15 protein-coding genes are annotated in these 17163 nt (G+C 36.4%); 13 read left to right on the top strand and 2 right to left on the bottom strand.

The genetic code is table 11. The features are described from left to right. The first annotated feature begins 92 nt into the window (after positions 1-92). Both ABH955_RS08705 and pyc read left to right on the top strand, forming a co-directional pair. The gene (locus ABH955_RS08705; RefSeq protein ID WP_113937187.1) at positions 93-1271 is read left to right on the top strand and encodes an FtsW/RodA/SpoVE family cell cycle protein; all 1179 of its coding nucleotides are present in this window, start codon (positions 93-95) and stop codon (positions 1269-1271) included. Positions 1272-1604: 333 nt separating this feature from the next. Further along, complete coding sequence (pyc, locus tag ABH955_RS08700) at positions 1605-5051, top strand: pyruvate carboxylase (protein WP_113937188.1); 3447 nt, start codon at positions 1605-1607, stop codon at positions 5049-5051. Positions 5052-5137: 86 nt separating this feature from the next. Here pyc and ctaA read toward each other — a convergent pair whose 3' ends face one another. Further along, positions 5138-6073, bottom strand: a complete 936-nt coding sequence (gene ctaA / locus ABH955_RS08695; RefSeq protein WP_002014781.1) for a heme A synthase — start codon at positions 6071-6073, stop codon at positions 5138-5140. Between the two features lie 497 nt (positions 6074-6570). Between ctaA and cyoE the strand changes: the two genes are divergently transcribed. From cyoE to ABH955_RS08660, 7 genes are all read left to right on the top strand, one after another. Next, a complete protein-coding gene (cyoE, locus tag ABH955_RS08690; RefSeq protein ID WP_002066903.1) occupies positions 6571-7494 on the top strand; it encodes a heme o synthase in 924 nt (307 codons plus the stop codon). Between the two features lie 93 nt (positions 7495-7587). Further along, complete coding sequence (gene coxB / locus ABH955_RS08685; protein WP_002088304.1) at positions 7588-8637, top strand: cytochrome c oxidase subunit II; 1050 nt, start codon at positions 7588-7590, stop codon at positions 8635-8637. 60 nt (positions 8638-8697) lie between these two features. Next, complete coding sequence (gene ctaD, locus ABH955_RS08680; protein ID WP_181777920.1) at positions 8698-10533, top strand: cytochrome c oxidase subunit I; 1836 nt, start codon at positions 8698-8700, stop codon at positions 10531-10533. Beyond that, positions 10533-11156, top strand: coding sequence for a cytochrome c oxidase subunit III (ctaE, locus tag ABH955_RS08675; protein WP_002121963.1), 624 nt, complete (start codon positions 10533-10535; stop codon positions 11154-11156). Before ctaD ends, ctaE begins: the two co-directional genes overlap by 1 nt. Before the next feature lie 3 nt (positions 11157-11159). Further along, a complete protein-coding gene (gene ctaF / locus ABH955_RS08670; protein WP_002014776.1) occupies positions 11160-11492 on the top strand; it encodes a cytochrome c oxidase subunit IVB in 333 nt (110 codons plus the stop codon). A gap of 81 nt (positions 11493-11573) precedes the next feature. Next, the gene (gene ctaG / locus ABH955_RS08665; protein WP_002146015.1) at positions 11574-12479 is read left to right on the top strand and encodes a cytochrome c oxidase assembly factor CtaG; all 906 of its coding nucleotides are present in this window, start codon (positions 11574-11576) and stop codon (positions 12477-12479) included. Positions 12480-12865: 386 nt separating this feature from the next. After that, positions 12866-13864 (top strand): formamidase, encoded by a 999-nt coding sequence (locus ABH955_RS08660; protein ID WP_000535796.1) that lies wholly within the window; start codon positions 12866-12868, stop codon positions 13862-13864. A gap of 46 nt (positions 13865-13910) precedes the next feature. On the opposite strand, the gene ABH955_RS08655 is transcribed toward ABH955_RS08660, so the two are convergent. Continuing rightward, positions 13911-14276, bottom strand: a complete 366-nt coding sequence (locus ABH955_RS08655) for a YugN family protein (protein ID WP_002066906.1) — start codon at positions 14274-14276, stop codon at positions 13911-13913. A 207-nt stretch (positions 14277-14483) separates the two neighbouring features. Between ABH955_RS08655 and ABH955_RS08650 the strand changes: the two genes are divergently transcribed. From ABH955_RS08650 to ABH955_RS08635, 4 genes are all read left to right on the top strand, one after another. Beyond that, complete coding sequence (locus tag ABH955_RS08650) at positions 14484-15518, top strand: CAP domain-containing protein (protein WP_033707146.1); 1035 nt, start codon at positions 14484-14486, stop codon at positions 15516-15518. 234 nt (positions 15519-15752) lie between these two features. Next, positions 15753-16190, top strand: a complete 438-nt coding sequence (gene ylbD, locus ABH955_RS08645; RefSeq protein ID WP_002138106.1) for a YlbD family protein — start codon at positions 15753-15755, stop codon at positions 16188-16190. Positions 16191-16201: 11 nt separating this feature from the next. Further along, positions 16202-16447, top strand: a complete 246-nt coding sequence (locus tag ABH955_RS08640; protein WP_002014770.1) for a YlbE-like family protein — start codon at positions 16202-16204, stop codon at positions 16445-16447. Positions 16448-16525: 78 nt separating this feature from the next. After that, positions 16526-17098, top strand: coding sequence for a histidine phosphatase family protein (locus tag ABH955_RS08635; RefSeq protein ID WP_002066909.1), 573 nt, complete (start codon positions 16526-16528; stop codon positions 17096-17098). Positions 17099-17163 lie beyond the last annotated feature (65 nt).

Raw genomic sequence — 17163 nt, 5'->3', positions numbered from 1 at the left:
TTTGGGCTTTTTATTTGTATAATAAAGAAGGAAGAACCTATATACATATGGAATACAACAATAATTAAATTGAAACAGAAAGAGGAAATGAAATGAAAAAAGTATGGAAATCGATGGATTATTCCTTATTACTTCCTCTTGTTATCTTATGTGTGCTGGGAGTTATAATGGTATATAGTTCTAGTTCCATTGTTGCGATTTCGAGGTTTGATAAACCAGCAAATTTCTTTTTTAAAAGACAATTAATGACTTTGGCTGCTGGGACAATCATATTAATAATTATCGCTACTATCCCATATAAAGTGTGGAGGAAACGAATTTTTTTATTGGGGAGTTATGGTATTAGCATTGCATTATTAGCGGCAGCTGCATTTTTCACTAAGACAGTAAACGGCGCAAATGGATGGATATTTGGAATACAGCCTGCAGAATTTGTGAAGATAACTGTTATCCTCGTATTGGCTCATTTTTTTGCGAAAAGGCAAGAAACGAATACGCCTGTTTTGAAAGGATCGGGACCGGTACTTTTTGGTGTTGGTTTAATCATGGTTTTAATTTTAAAGCAAAATGATTTAGGTACCGATTTGTTAATTGCAGGAACAGTAGGAATTATGTTTCTTTGTTCGGGAGTGCGGATTAATTTATGGATTAAACGAATTGTTTTAACTTCTATAGTATGGGTTCCGGCACTATATATTCTCGGTAATTATGCATTAAATCCATATCAAAAGGCACGGTTTTCAGTTTTTCTTGATCCATTTAACGATCCTCAAAATGATGGGTTCCAATTAATAAATTCTTTTATTGGAATTGCTTCAGGAGGGCTAAATGGTCGAGGGTTAGGGAACAGTGTGCAAAAATATGGATACTTACCAGAACCGCAAACAGATTTTATTATGGCAATTATATCTGAGGAGCTTGGTTTTATAGGTGTAGCTGTCATTTTAATCTGTTTGTTACTTATTATTGTTCGAGCATTTAGGATTGCACAAAAGTGCAAAGATCCGTTTGGAAGTTTAATAGCAATTGGAATTGCAAGTTTGTTTGGAGTTCAAACTTTTATAAATGTTGGTGGTATGTCTGGGTTAATACCGCTTACAGGGGTACCATTACCGTTTGTAAGTTATGGTGGTAGTTCTTTATTGGCTAATTTACTTGCAATGGGTATACTGTTAAATATTGCTAGTTATGTAAAACGACAAGAGAAACAACAAAACGAATTGACTAATGAAATAGAACAAGGTGGACCGCATCTTGTTGTTGTAAAATAAAAAACGCATTGAGCTCTAGAGTTCAATGTGTTTTTTATTTTTTTAGGTTTTAAATGTGATACAACATTAATTCTCTTGAAACAAAAAGTATATTACATTTAAGTGAATGTGATATACAATATTGTTGTTAGAAAAGGAAGAGGTATGCTATACTATTTTTGTGAAACAAATTGAACAGAAAACTTATCATTTGTTGAAAAATAAGGTATGATGGATAAAAATAAAGTGAAGCTTTCTAAGTATAATATAATGTAGAAAGTGAAGAACTTCACGCTCTGTAGAGTGTGTATGTATTTTATCTCTAGAGTGGTAGGAAAATAGAGGGGGAAAATCATGACAAAGCTGCAACGTATTCAAAAAGTATTGGTAGCTAACCGTGGAGAGATAGCAATTCGTGTGTTCCGAGCATGTTCAGAACTTGGACTAAACACAGTTGCGATCTATTCTAAAGAGGATAGCGGTTCTTATCATCGCTATAAAGCCGATGAGTCCTATTTAGTTGGGGAAGGGAAAAAGCCAATTGATGCTTATCTAGATATTGAAGGCATTATTGAGATTGCGAAAAGTAATCATGTAGATGCAATCCACCCTGGATATGGTTTCTTGTCAGAAAATATTCAATTTGCAAAACGTTGTGAAGAAGAAGAGATTATCTTTATCGGTCCAAAAAGTAAGCATTTAGACATGTTTGGAGATAAAGTTAAAGCAAGAACACAAGCGCAGCTAGCACAAATTCCAATTATTCCTGGTAGTGATGGTCCAGTAAATTCAATAGAAGAGGTTGAAGAGTTTGCTGAAAAGTATGATTACCCGATTATTATTAAAGCATCCCTTGGTGGCGGCGGTCGCGGTATGCGTATTGTACGTGCTAGTGAAGAATTAAGAGAATCGTATAATCGCGCGAAATCAGAAGCAAAAGCAGCCTTTGGTAATGATGAAGTGTACGTTGAAAAATTCGTTGAAAAACCTAAACATATAGAAGTACAAATTTTAGCAGATGAAGAAGGTAATGTTGTTCATTTGTATGAGCGTGATTGCTCTGTACAACGACGCCATCAAAAAGTAGTTGAAATTGCACCGAGCGTGTCGCTTTCAGATGATTTGCGTCAGCGTATTTGTGATGCTGCAGTAAAGTTAACGAAAAATGTAAATTATTTAAATGCTGGAACGGTAGAATTCCTTGTAAAAGGTGATGAGTTTTACTTCATTGAAGTAAACCCACGTGTTCAAGTTGAACATACGATTACAGAGATGATTACAGGAGTGGATATCGTTCAATCGCAAATTTTAATAGCTGATGGACATGCATTACATAGCAAAATGGTAGGTGTTCCTAAGCAAGAGGAAGTGGTTGTGCATGGATTTGCAATCCAATCTCGTGTAACGACTGAAGACCCACTAAATAATTTCATGCCGGATACAGGGAAAATTATGGCGTACCGATCAGGCGGTGGTTTTGGTGTTCGTCTTGATACAGGTAATAGTTTCCAAGGTGCAGTTATTACACCGTACTACGATTCTTTACTTGTAAAAGTTACTACTTGGGCACTTACTTTTGAACAAGCCGCTGCAAAAATGGAACGTAACTTAAAAGAATTCCGTATTCGTGGTATTAAAACAAATATTCCATTCTTAGAGAATGTAGTAAAACATAGAAACTTCTTATCGGGAGAGTATGATACTTCATTTATTGACGCGTCACCTGAACTATTCTTGTTCCCGAAACGTAAAGACCGCGGAACAAAAATGTTAAATTATATTGGTACAGTAACAGTAAATGGCTTCCCAGGAGTAGGGAAAAAAGAGAAACCAATTTTCCCAGATGCTCGTATACCAAATGTGATACACTCAGAGCCAATGCAAAATGGAACGAAACAAATTTTGGATGAGCGTGGAGCGGATGGATTAGTAAAGTGGGTACAAGATCAAAAGCGTGTACTTTTAACTGATACAACATTCCGTGATGCACATCAGTCATTACTTGCAACTCGTGTTCGTACAAAAGATTTACATCACATTGCAGAGCCGACAGCGAGAATGTTACCAAACTTATTCTCAGCGGAAATGTGGGGCGGTGCAACGTTTGATGTTGCATATCGTTTCTTGAAAGAAGATCCATGGGAACGATTACTAGATCTTCGTGAAAAAATGCCAAACGTTTTATTCCAAATGTTACTTCGCTCTTCAAACGCAGTAGGTTACAAAAACTATCCAGATAATTTAATTCAAAAATTTGTGGAATGTTCTGCTCAAGCTGGAATTGATGTGTTCCGTATTTTTGATAGCTTAAACTGGGTAGAAGGCATGAGAGTTGCAATTGATGCTGTACGAGATACTGGTAAAATTGCAGAAGCGACAATGTGTTACACAGGAGATATTCATGACCCGTTACGTAGTAAATACGATTTAAATTATTATAAAAACTTAGCAAAAGAGTTGGAAGCATCAGGAGCTCACATTTTAGGAATTAAAGATATGGCGGGCTTACTAAAGCCAAACGCAGCATATGATTTAGTTTCAGCATTAAAAGAGACGGTGTCGATTCCAATTCACCTGCACACACACGATACGAGCGGAAATGGTATTTTAACGTATACAAAGGCAATTGAAGCAGGTGTTGATATTGTCGATGTAGCGGTGAGTTCAATGGCTGGTCAAACGTCACAACCAAGTGCGAATACACTATACTATGCGTTGGGTGGAAACGAAAGACAGCCAGATGTTAATATAGACTCATTAGAAAAACTATCTCATTATTGGGAAGATGTACGTAAATACTATGCTCCATTTGAAAGTGGTATGAATGCTCCTCACACAGAGGTATATATGCATGAAATGCCGGGTGGACAGTATAGTAATCTTCAACAACAAGCAAAAGCAGTTGGCTTAGGAGATCGCTTTGATGAAGTTAAAGTGATGTATCGCCGTGTTAATGATATGTTTGGCGATATTGTAAAAGTAACACCATCATCTAAAGTTGTCGGTGATATGGCATTATTTATGGTTCAAAATCACCTAACAGAACAAGATATTTTAGAACGTGGACATGCTATGGACTTCCCAGGATCTGTTGTTGAAATGTTCTCTGGAGATTTAGGACAACCATATGGTGGTTTCCCGAAAGAATTACAAAAAATTATTTTAAAAGGGAAAGAGCCATTAACAGTAAGACCGGGTGAATTATTAGAACCAGTAGATTTCGATGCTTTAAAAGAAGAGTTATTCCACAAACTTGGACGCGAAGTAACAATTTTTGATGTAGTCGCATATGCATTGTATCCAAAAGTATTTATGGACTACGAAAAAGTTGCTGGGATTTATGGAAATGTATCTGTGCTTGATACACCGACATTCTTCTATGGTATGAGACTTGGTGAAGAAATTGATGTGGAAATCGAGCAAGGTAAAACATTGATGGTTAAACTAGTTTCCATTGGGGAGCCACAGCCAGATGGAAATCGTGTGCTTTACCTGGAGTTTAATGGACAACCGCGTGAAATCGTAGTGAAAGATGAAAGCGTGAAATCAACTGTTGCACAGCGTGTGAAGGGGAATCGTGAAAATCCAAATCATATTAGCGCAACGATGCCGGGAACTGTTATTAAAGTAGTTGTAAAAGAAGGCGATGAAGTGAAAAAAGGTGATTCCATGGCAATTACAGAAGCTATGAAAATGGAAACGACGGTTCAAGCGCCATTTAGTGGTAAAGTGAAAAAAGTATATGTAAATGATGGGGATGCAATTCAAACGGGAGATTTACTCATTGAATTAGATCATTAAAATAAAGAAAAAGAGCTGTGCGAAAGCAGCTCTTTTTTGTGTGTAAATAATACCTTGCCGAATTGGCAAGGTATTAAAGTTTTACTTTATTTTGTTTGCTTAGAAGTTGATTCAGTTTCTTTTGCATTGACTGTACTTCTTGTACCTATCATAACTAAATAGCATAGTACAGCAAACAGGCAAGAAATGAAGAGCGAATGTAATAATGCCATTGCTAAACTAGCATTTGTAAATACGACTAAAATCCCTACTATAGCTTGAAGTGTAACAAGGATAAATGAAATAATCCATCCCCAGTATACTACACGCTGCTGCTTGTAATGGCGAATAGCGATAATCATCGCATATAGTATCCAAGCGAAAATTAACATCGCTGCAACTCTATGCCCCATTTGAACCCACTCATGTAGTTGAGTTGGCATAGGTCTATTTTTGCTACATAAAGGGAAGTCTGGACAGGCTAAGGTAGCTCGTTCGTGACGTACTAAAGCTCCTGTGTAGACAACGATATAACTGTAAATTGTTACACCATAAATATGAAATTTCATTTTTTTGTCCATAATAAGTGAACGTGCATCAAATTTCTGATCAATTTCAAAAATAAGACACGTTAACAAGATGACAGAAGCAAATGAAATTAAGGAAATACCGAAATGAATAGCTAATACAGCAGGCATTTGACCCCAAACAACCGCCGCCGCCCCCATTAATGCTTGTGCAACTAAAAATACGAAGGATAAAATTGCTAACGTCTTTGTTTCGCGCACATGTTTATAATATTTCCAGGACAAGATACAAAGAAGAGTAACAAGGATTCCTGCTGATCCAGATGTTAAGCGGTGACTTAGCTCAATAATAGTCTCCATTGATAAATTAGATGGAACAAATTCACCGTTACAAAGAGGCCATGATTTGCCGCATCCTTGGCCTGAACCCGTTTTTGTAACTAAAGCGCCTCCTAGTAAAACTACTAATAAATCGAGACTTGTAATGACTGCTAACCATTTAATAAAGCGTTGCAATCTCTTTCACCATCTTTCTGCTATGAAGTTATTGCGAAATATTTTCATTCCATTATGTATAGAATAAAACGTGCTACAGTCCTATGATATATAAAAAATAATAAAATAGCAAAGAAATGGAGGGCGAGGACAACGTACGTATTATAAAGGAAAAAATGGGATTTAAAATACATATTTTAGGAGGAATTCGGGCTATTTTGAAAAGAAATGGGGAGAATACATGCTAAATATGACAAAATAGTTTATTATAGAAGATAACATCATGTTATGATAAGGATAAATTAGAATAAAGTTTTTTAATGTTCGACACAAAAAGTTCATGTTTTCTTCACAAAATGTTCGGGAAATGTGATTTAATATATTGGAGTATGGGCGTAGATTAGTAGTAGAATGGGTTAACAATATTTCTACTGTAATAATATTGCTATATAGAAGCGGAATATTTCACATGAAATATATGCTTAGAAAGATGATAGGTTTAAGAGGGGGTTAAAGTGATGAACCATGCAACAAGTGAGCTGCATGATGAGTCAGCTGTTTCAATTGTACCGGAAACAACTCGGTTACAAGATTTATCAGCGCTCGTTAAAATGGGGATTGTAAACTCAAATACACTTACTGTATTTACAGGATTTTGGTTGGCTTTACATTTTAATGGATTGAGTGTTATGGACAATCTAGATAAGTTATTTTTCACAATCGTTGGTTCTGCATTAATTATGGCAGGGGTATGTTGTTTAAATAACTACATTGACCGAGATATCGATCCATTAATGGAAAGAACAAAAAACCGTCCAACGGTAACAGGTAAATATAAACCTGGCTTTGCACTTGCATTTGGACTTGTAATTTTACTTCTTGGCTTTGCATTTTTATTACTTACTACACCGATGGCAGTGTTAATCTCATTTATTGGTGCCTTCACATATGTTGTTTTATATACGTTATGGACGAAGAGAAAATATACGTTAAATACTGTTGTAGGTAGTATATCAGGAGCAGTTCCACCTTTAATTGGATGGGCGGCAATTGATCCGTCTTTAAATCATCCAATTGCTTGGATGTTATTTTTAATTATGTTTATTTGGCAAATCCCACATTTCCTCGCATTAGCGATGAAGCGTGTTGATGAATATCGAAATGCAGGAATCCCAATGCTTCCTGTTGTACAGGGATTTGATATTACGAAACGTCAGATTATGATTTGGACAGTATGTTTATTACCACTACCATTTTATATGAGTGGGCTTGGAATAACATTCATGGTAATTGCAACATTGCTTAACATCGGATGGATCGCATTAGGGCTTTATGGCTTCCGTAAGCAAGATGACATCAAATGGTCCGTAAAAATGTTTGTTTATTCCTTGAATTACTTAACAATCTTATTTGTGTCAATGATTGTAGTTACATTCTTCTAAGACAACGACATGATTGGATTTCTTTACGTTGAGATTTACTTTACTTAACTATAAAGTACAATCTAATTCACAAAGAAAGTGGGGGTTGTTTGTATGAAGAAACAGTGGCGACTGCTTTCGTTCGTTTCACTGCTGGCTTTACTGTTAGGGGGATGCGGTAAAGCTTTTCAGTCTACTTTAATTCCGCAAGGGGAAGTAGCAAAAATGCAATATGATTTGCTCTTACTAGCGAGTGCAATCATGGTAGGAGTAGTACTTGTAGTTACTATTATTTTCTTATATGTAATTGTGCGTTTCCGACAAAAAAAGGGTGAGGAAGATTATATTCCAGAGCAAGTTGAAGGAAATCACAAACTAGAAATTATATGGACAGTCATTCCGATTATTCTTTTGTTAATCTTGGCTGTTCCGACTGTTACATATACATTCAAGCTTGCTGATGTAAGTGCGATGGAGAAAAAGAATATTGATAAAGATACTATCGTTGTTGATGTAACAGCGAATCTTTATTGGTGGGAATTTTCTTATAAATCAGAAAAAATAGTAACTTCTCAAGATTTAGTTATCCCCACAGGTAAGAAAGTGTATTTGAATTTGAAGGGTGCCGATATTAAACATTCGTTTTGGGTTCCATCTTTAGCTGGGAAAATGGATACAAATACAGATAATGTAAACAAAATGTGGTTAAAGGCAGATAAATCGGGCACTTATAATGGTTTTTGTACAGAATTTTGTGGCCCATCACATTCTTTAATGCAGTTCAAAGTGAAAGCTCTGGATGAAAGCGAGTACAAAAAGTGGCTTGCTGACATGAAGAAGATTGATGGAAAAAAAGAAGTAGCTTCTACAAAGGCGCAAGAGGGTCAAGAAATATTTAATAAAAGCTGTATTGGTTGTCATGCAGTTGGATCAAATGATAGTAGACCACCTTCTGCTCGTATCGCACCGAACTTAGCAAACTTCGCAGATCGCGATATGGTTGCTGGTATTGCCGAAAATAATGAAGAGAACTTAAAAAAATGGCTCAAAGATCCTGAAAATATGAAACCAGGTAATAAAATGACTGGTAAATATGGCAACTTAACGGATGATCAAATTAATGCATTAAATGCATATTTACAAACGTTAAAGATTGAAAAATAAAGAGGGATCATTTGCGAAGGGGAGGTTGAAAACGTGAGTTCTGTAGCAAAAAAACAGGGGATGGGTGCTGTCATATGGGATTATTTAACGACAGTAGACCATAAAAAGATTGCCATTCTCTATTTAATTGCAGGTGGATTGTTTTTTGTAATAGGTGGAATAGAAGCACTATTTATTCGCCTGCAGTTAGCGATTCCTAACAATGCTTTTCTTGTTGGGGATGCTTATAATCAAGTATTAACGATGCACGGTACAACAATGATTTTCCTCGCAGCTATGCCACTCGTGTTTGCATTTATGAACGCCGCTGTACCACTTCAAATTGGAGCACGTGATGTGGCGTTCCCGTTTTTGAATTCGCTCGGATTTTGGTTATTTTTCTTTGGTGGATTATTTTTAAATTTAAGTTGGTTTTTAGGAGGAGCGCCTGATGCAGGGTGGACATCGTATGCATCTTTAGCTTTAGCCTCTAAAGGACATGGTGTTGATTTTTATGTACTCGGCTTGCAAATATCAGGTATTGGTACATTAATTGGAGGTATTAACTTCCTTGTTACAATTATTAATATGCGCGCGCCAGGGATGACGTACATGCGCATGCCGATGTTTACATGGACAACATTTGTAACATCTTCACTTATTTTATTTGCATTTCCACCATTAACTGTAGGATTAGGACTTTTAATGTTAGATCGTTTATTTGGCACAAGTTTCTTTAATCCAGCACTAGGAGGGAACACGATTATATGGGAGCATTTATTCTGGATCTTCGGTCATCCGGAAGTATACATTCTTATACTCCCAGCTTTCGGAATATTCTCAGAAATCTTCGCCACATTTTCGAAAAAACGATTATTCGGTTATTCCTCTATGGTGTTCGCGACAGTATTGATAGGGTTTTTAGGATTTATGGTATGGGCGCATCATATGTTTACTGTTGGTCTTGGGCCTGTTGCAAATGCTATCTTCTCGGTTGCAACAATGGCGATTGCAGTTCCAACGGGTATTAAAATATTTAACTGGCTCTTTACAATGTGGGGTGGAAGTATTAGGTTTACAACACCAATGATGTGGGCGGTAGCTTTTATTCCATCCTTCGTTATGGGTGGAGTTACAGGTGTTATGCTTGCTTCTGCACCAGCTGATTATCAGTTTCATGATAATTATTTCGTAGTAGCACATTTTCATTATGTAATTGTTGGTGGTGTTGTATTTGGTTTACTTGCAGGTGCGCATTATTATTGGCCACTTATGTTTAATAAAGTATTAAATGAAACGTTAGGAAAGATAACATTTTGGTTATTCTTTATCGGTTTCCATTTAACGTTCTTTATTCAGCATTTCCTAGGTCTAATCGGTATGCCGCGTCGTTACTACACATATCTAGAGGGGCAAGGATTGGAAATGGGGAATATGATTAGTTCTATTGGAGCAGTGTTTATGGCTCTTGGAACGATTGTTCTTTTATTCAATGTAATAAAAACAACGGTATCAAAAGAGAAGGCTGGTCGTGATCCGTGGGATGGACGTACATTAGAGTGGACAATGCCAGCACCTACACCGGAATATAATTTCAAACAGTTACCATTTGTTCGTGGATTAGATCCGTTTTGGATTGAAAAGCGTGAGGGTAATAAAGAGATGACAGCAGCGGAACCGGTCGGTGATATTCATATGCCAAATTCTTCATTTTCACCGTTTATTATTTCTCTAGGTCTATTTATAGCTGCTTTTGGTGCGATGTATATGCAGGGTGGCAAAGATAAATTTTGGTTATTAGTAGCGATTATCGGTTTAATCATTACGTTTGGTACAATGTTCCTTCGTTCAGTAATTGATGATCATGGATATCATATTCATAAGGAAGATTTAGATGATAAGGGGGGCAAGGCGTAATGCATGTAGATGAGAAATTAACGAATGAAACATTTCCAGCAGAGCCTGAAAAAGCAACCCTTGAGGGGAAAAATAAGTTTGTTGGTTTTTGGTTATTTCTTGGAGGCGAAACAGTGTTGTTCGCTTCCTTATTTGGCACATATTTAGCGTTAAAGAACTCTACAAATGGTGGACCAACATCTCAAGAGATGTTTCAAATGCCACTCGTTTTCATTATGACGATGCTTTTGTTAACAAGTAGTTTAACGAGTGTATACGCAATGTATCATATGAAAAATTTTAACTTTAAGAAAATGCAACTTTGGTTACTTATAACAGTGTTGCTTGGCTTAGGATTTTTGGGGTTTGAAATATATGAGTTTTATCATTATACGCATGAATTTAAGCATACTATGAGAAGTAGTGCGTTTGGTTCTGCATTTTATGCTCTTGTTGGTACACACGGGCTCCACGTGTTGTTTGGATTATGTTGGATTTTAACATTAATCTTTAGAAACGCGAAGAGAGGCTTGAATTTATACAACGCACCAAAGTTTTATGTTGCATCAATTTATTGGCACTTTATTGACGTAGTTTGGGTGTTTATTTTCACTGTAGTATATTTGATGGGAATGGTGGGATAAACAATGGCGGTTAAGCAAACGAATAATCCTAAGGTGGATCTTGTTTATCGGAAGAGAAAAAGTGCAGAGGAAATGAAGCACCAAGTTGTTACATTTTCACTAATGATTTTTTTAACATTAGTTGCATTTGCAGCGGTGGCATATCCGAAAACATTTAGCCCGATTTTTTCGGTTCCATTTATATTATTGTTAGCAGTCATTCAAGTTATATTTCAGTTATATTATTTCATGCATATGAGTCATAAAGGGCATGAAGCGGCGAGTTTCTTCTTATACTCTGGATTGTTAATTGGTTTATTAACAATATTAGCCTTTATGACAATTGTGTGGATTTAAACAGTGATAGTAGGGGGCTCTGATTTATCATAGCCCTCTTTGTATATGAAATATAAGGATTTTGAAAAGGTAGGTGTGGAAATGGAAAACTTATGGGTATTTGGTTTTCAAGCTTTATGGAGTCCGATTTTTTTATTATTTATGATCTCGATTCTTATTAGTTATTTTTTAGTTATTGGACCATATAGAACGCGATTTGAAAATGCGACGAAGGTAAGTAAGAAGCAAATTTTTTATTTTACGACCGGGATTGTTCTTTTGTATTTTGTAAAGGGAGGACCTATTGATTTAATTGGTCATATTATATTTAGTGCACATATGCTTGAGATGGCAGTAATGTATATTGCGGTGCCTCCGTTATTACTGCTTGGTATACCCGTATGGTTATATCAATATATTACTTCTTTTAAGTTCGTTCAAATTGTGCTAAAGGTTTTTGGAAAGCCGCTTATTGCGTTGTTGGTATTTAACGGTCTGTTTTCCTTTTATCATTTGCCAGTTGTTTTTGATACAGTAAAACAAAGTCAAATAGCGCATCCTATTTGCCTTGCTATATTGTTTTTTGCAGCAATGATGATGTGGTGGCCGATGTTAAATCCGCTACCAGAATATCAAACTTTAAGTGATATTAAGAAGCTTGGTTATATGTTTGCTAATGGTATTTTATTAACGCCAGCTTGTGCGTTAATAATTTTTGCGACTGCACCATTATTTGCAACATATACAGATCCGGCCGCTTGGATGAAGGCAATGGAGCTCTGTGTACCGGCGGGGACTTTATCAGATTTAAATATAACTGGACCAGAATTTTTACATTGGATGCCGGTAGTAGAAGACCAACAAACAGGCGGTATCATTATGAAAATTGTCCAGGAAATAGTGTACGGTACGATTATCGGTTATGTGTTCTTTAAATGGGCACGTAGAGAGCGTGAAAAGGATAAAGAGCAGTTGCAACAATTGCCGCCGTATTTACAGACTAAGTAAAAAAGTGTATGGGATTCCATACACTTTTTTCTTCTTTGGTTTTAGCTAATTGTAAAAGATTGAATTTTCGAACTTTTTATGTTAAGTTAGTGTAGGCATGTACTAAAGTGGATATAAAACTTACTACTAGCTTTAATGCGTAATAATTCCATATGTAGTGCAAATTTTTTAGAGAATTACAAATTTATCCCGCATTAAGGGGCAGTAAGACTCCCACCTCGAAATTTGGCGACTGCGAGGGAGTTAGGCGGGAGATCAACTGCCCGTAAAAGCCCGATTGGTGTAGGCTAATAATCAGTGGGGGATGGACAAAACCCCCACTGATTAAAGTTTCACTTTATATTGTTATCTTTAATAAACATGAACTATTTTAAGGGGGAATTTAGATGGGTAGTAGTGGAAGCATGGTAAAGCCGATTAGTGGTTTTTTAACAGCGTTAATTCAATATCCAGTACCGGTAGTAGAGTCGCGTGCAGACATTGATAAACAAATTAAACAGATCATAAAAACAATTCATTCAACGAAATCAGGTTATCCTGGATTAGAATTGATAGTATTTCCCGAATATAGTACACAGGGGCTCAATACAAAAAAATGGACTACAGAAGAGTTTTTATGTACAGTTCCTGGACCAGAAACAGACTTATTTGCTGAGGCATGTAAAGAATCTGAAGTATATGGTGTTTTTTCTATAATGGAAAGAAATCCTGATGGTGGAGAACCGTATAATACAGCAATTATTATTGATCCACAGGGTGAAATGATTTTGAAGTATCGTAAGTTAAATCCTTGGGTGCCAGTCGAGCCTTGGAAAGCTGGAGATTTAGGCTTACCTGTTTGTGATGGACCTGGAGGAAGTAAATTAGCTGTTTGTATTTGTCATGATGGCATGTTCCCTGAAGTAGCCCGTGAAGCGGCCTATAAAGGTGCAAATGTCTTGATTCGTATTTCCGGATATAGCACACAAGTTAGTGAACAATGGATGTTAACTAATCGTTCAAATGCATGGCAAAATTTAATGTATACATTGTCAGTGAACTTAGCGGGTTATGATGGTGTATTTTATTACTTTGGTGAAGGACAAGTATGTAATTTTGATGGGACTACTTTAGTGCAGGGACACCGAAACCCTTGGGAGATTGTTACTGCCGAAGTATATCCAGAGCTAGCAGATCAGGCTAGATTAGGATGGGGTCTCGAAAATAATATATATAATTTAGGTTCAAGGGGATATGTAGCGACTCCTGGTGGGGTGAAAGAAAACCCGTATACGTTTGTAAAAGATTTAGCTGAAGGTAAATATAAGGTTCCTTGGGAAGATGAGATTAAAGTAAAAGATGGATCCATTTATGGGTATCCAGTCAAAAAGACGATTCATTCTTAGGTAAGAGAAATAGAACAAGCGCATCGATATGATGCGCTTGTTCTATTTACTCAATAATTTGAAATTCTTTCAACTCTTTTTCAATATTTTGTAGGAGTTGTTCGCTTTTTTGAAGTACATTCGTTGGGAAAATCTCATCATCTCCATATTCAACGCCATGAGGATAATAATGTTTTCCTAATAAGGGTGGCAATAGTTTTACTTGAGCGTGTCTGCCGCCGATGTCACCTTCAACAGCAAATCCTTGTACACGTAAATAATAAATATCCTTTAATATTTCAAATTTATAATCATATGTAACGCGTTCGTAATCCCATTGTCCAGCAAGTACAAAATGATTGTTTTCCATAATCTCAGTTAAAAGAGTTAGATCAACGACTGCATCATTAAAGTTTGTATTTGTAAATTGCATAGAATACCTCCTTATTTTAATGTTAGTACACTATTTTTATAATAGTACGAATAATAAGAAAGTGCAATTCGTATTGCGAGAAAAGGGATAATCCAGACTTTTTTCGTGAAAATATGATATAGTGAAAAGAGTACGGTACACACAAAAAAGGAAAAAAAAGGATTTGTGTATATCTCGATTTTATGATTTGTTCAGGAGGTATATCGTTTGAAGAAATTATTGCGTATCGTAATGATTACATTTTTAATTTTAGCTGTTGATTTATACGGGAAGTTACTCGTGTCACAATATATATTAACTCCATCTCACTCTAAGCAAGAAAATAAAATTGTGAAAAAGAAGAAGCAAGTAAATGAAGAATCCACAGACACTGTTTTAAATATGATTGGTGGGGACTCTGAGAATTTATTAGCGAAGTGGGGCGAACCATCTCGAATAGAGCCTTCTGCTTATGGATATGAATGGTGGGTGTATAATCAAGATTTAGCTCAGTATGTTCAATTTGGAGTTGCTGAACGTAAAGTTGTAACGGCGTATGTTGCTGGTGAGCAAGTTAAGGTGGCTCCCTATCATATAAATGAAAAGTATGAAGAGGTATATAAAAAGAATCCACTTTCACATGAGATTTCATTAAAAAGAGGAAAGAATAGTTATCAATTTGAGTTATCTGATACGGAAGTAATGGAACAACCGCTAGTACCTGTAGAAGATGGATGGGCACAATTATACTTTGATCACTTTACACATGAGCTTGTTGGTCTTCGTTATATGGATGATGAAACGTTATTACGACAAAGACCATATCAACTTGTTTATTCAGGTGAATTAATAGCGGAACAGCCGCTGACACCAGAAAAAATGAAGCAAGTAGAAAATGGAAATATGCAACAAATTCTCGATTTAACAAATATTATTCGAAGTCGTCATCAATTACCGTTGTTAACATTTGACCAACAAACTGCAGATGTTGCATTAGGCCATAGTAAAGATATGAAGGATAATAATTATTTTTCACACGATTCACCTACTTTTGGTACGTTAGGAGATCGCTTGCAAAGTGGGCAAGTGGCTTTTCAACTTGCTGGTGAGAATATAGCGGCGCAACATAGTGATGGAATTGCGGCGGTACAGGGGTGGTTAAATAGTGAGGGTCATAGAAAGAATTTATTAAATGAACAATTTACTGGATTAGGTGTTGGGGTATATGATAAATTTTATACTCAAAACTTTATCCGAAAATAAAATGAAACTCTAATCAGTGGGGGCATCCTTCACTGATTATTAGTCTTCACCAATCGGGCTTTAACGGGCAGTAAGACTCCCGCCTAACTTCTGCGTATTCGTAGAAGTTTAAGGTGGGAGTCTTACTGTCCACAAATAGGAAGATAAAAAGGTGCATGAATCGTCTAAAAATAGGCGAACCATGTGCCTTTTTTTTCTTACAATATAGTAGATATACATGAAGAGGTGAGGATTATGCCAACAACAAAAGGGCCGTTACATCCATCGGTTCAACAGTTTAAAGAGTTTGTAAACCATCACCCTAAAATGGTTCATGAGGTTAGAAGTGGTCAAAAAACTTGGCAGCAATTTTATGAAGAATGGTACTTACTTGGTGAAGAAGATCAAATATGGATAGCGTATAGACCTGATGGAGCACCTGCTTTTTCTTCGGTAAAAGAAAATAAAGAAGAAAAAGAAAATCGAACAGAAGAGGAAAAAACTGCTGATGTGATGGGGCAAATGCTTTCTTTCTTTAAAAAGCTAGACGTAGAACAAATGCAACATCATTTAGCAAATGTAACGAGTGCGATTGGTAGCGTGCAACAAGTTATCCAACAATTTCAAGGAAACCGTGCGCAGCAAGAACAAAGTACTTCTGAAAATAATCCTTTTTTCTTTCAAAAGGATTAGGGGGAAAGAGGATGAGAGCAGAGCTTATGGAGTTTATAAAAGCTGATGAGGATTTAGCTCGCTATATTCGTGAACAGCCATACTGGTATCGGAAATTGACGCGTAACCCAGAAGAAAAAGAAGCTTTTGAGTTAGCTGCCATGCAGCATTTCAAAAAAACGATACCAGATAAAGTGGAAAAATTTCAAAATCAATTGGCCGTTGCTTCAATTATGATTGATATGTTCCAGTATATGAAGCAGCAAAATACGACGTAATTGGAAGGGAAAAACTATGTCCGTTATGCAAAACTTTTGTTACAATAGAATCGGATTATTTAAAAAAGGAGTTGCAGCATGACGGAAATTTGTTTAGTACGACATGGACAAACTGATTGGAACTTTCAAGAGATTATTCAAGGGCGCGAAGATATTCCACTTAACGAAGTTGGGAAGAAGCAAGCGAGTCAAAGTGCAGCTACCCTGCAAGCGGAATCGTGGGATATAATTATAAGTAGTCCGTTAATTAGAGCGCAAGAAACAGCTAAGGAAATTGCTGGGGCTATTGGATTACCATCTATTTTATTAGATGAGCGATTTATGGAACGTAATTTTGGGGAAGCTTCTGGGAAACCAGTTGCGGCCGTTAGAGAGTTAATTGCAGAAGGTAATATAGAAGGAATGGAGCAGGATGAAGAAATTGTAGAGCGCTGTTTTACGGCTTTACAAGAGGTTGCAGCAGCACATGGAGATAAACGTATTATCATTGTTGCGCATTCACATGCAATAAAAGCTATTTTACACGCAATTGCACCAGATGAAATTACATTTAAAACGCCGTTAAAAAACGCATGTATTAGCTACGTGAAAGAGAATAGCGGGAAATGGGATGTTCTTAAATATAATATTGCGGAGCATATTATTGTATAAGAGTGCAAGGGGATTGTATGAAAAGTAGTTAGAATTATATCTTTCTTTTAGGTGAGACACTTCAA

This window comes from Bacillus sp. RC240 (assembly GCF_044907945.1).
Taxonomy (GTDB): Bacteria; Bacillota; Bacilli; order Bacillales; family Bacillaceae_G; genus Bacillus_A; species Bacillus_A mycoides.
The sequence above is the reverse complement of the archived record's forward strand: the minus strand, read 5'-3'. Positions and strand labels throughout refer to the sequence as shown.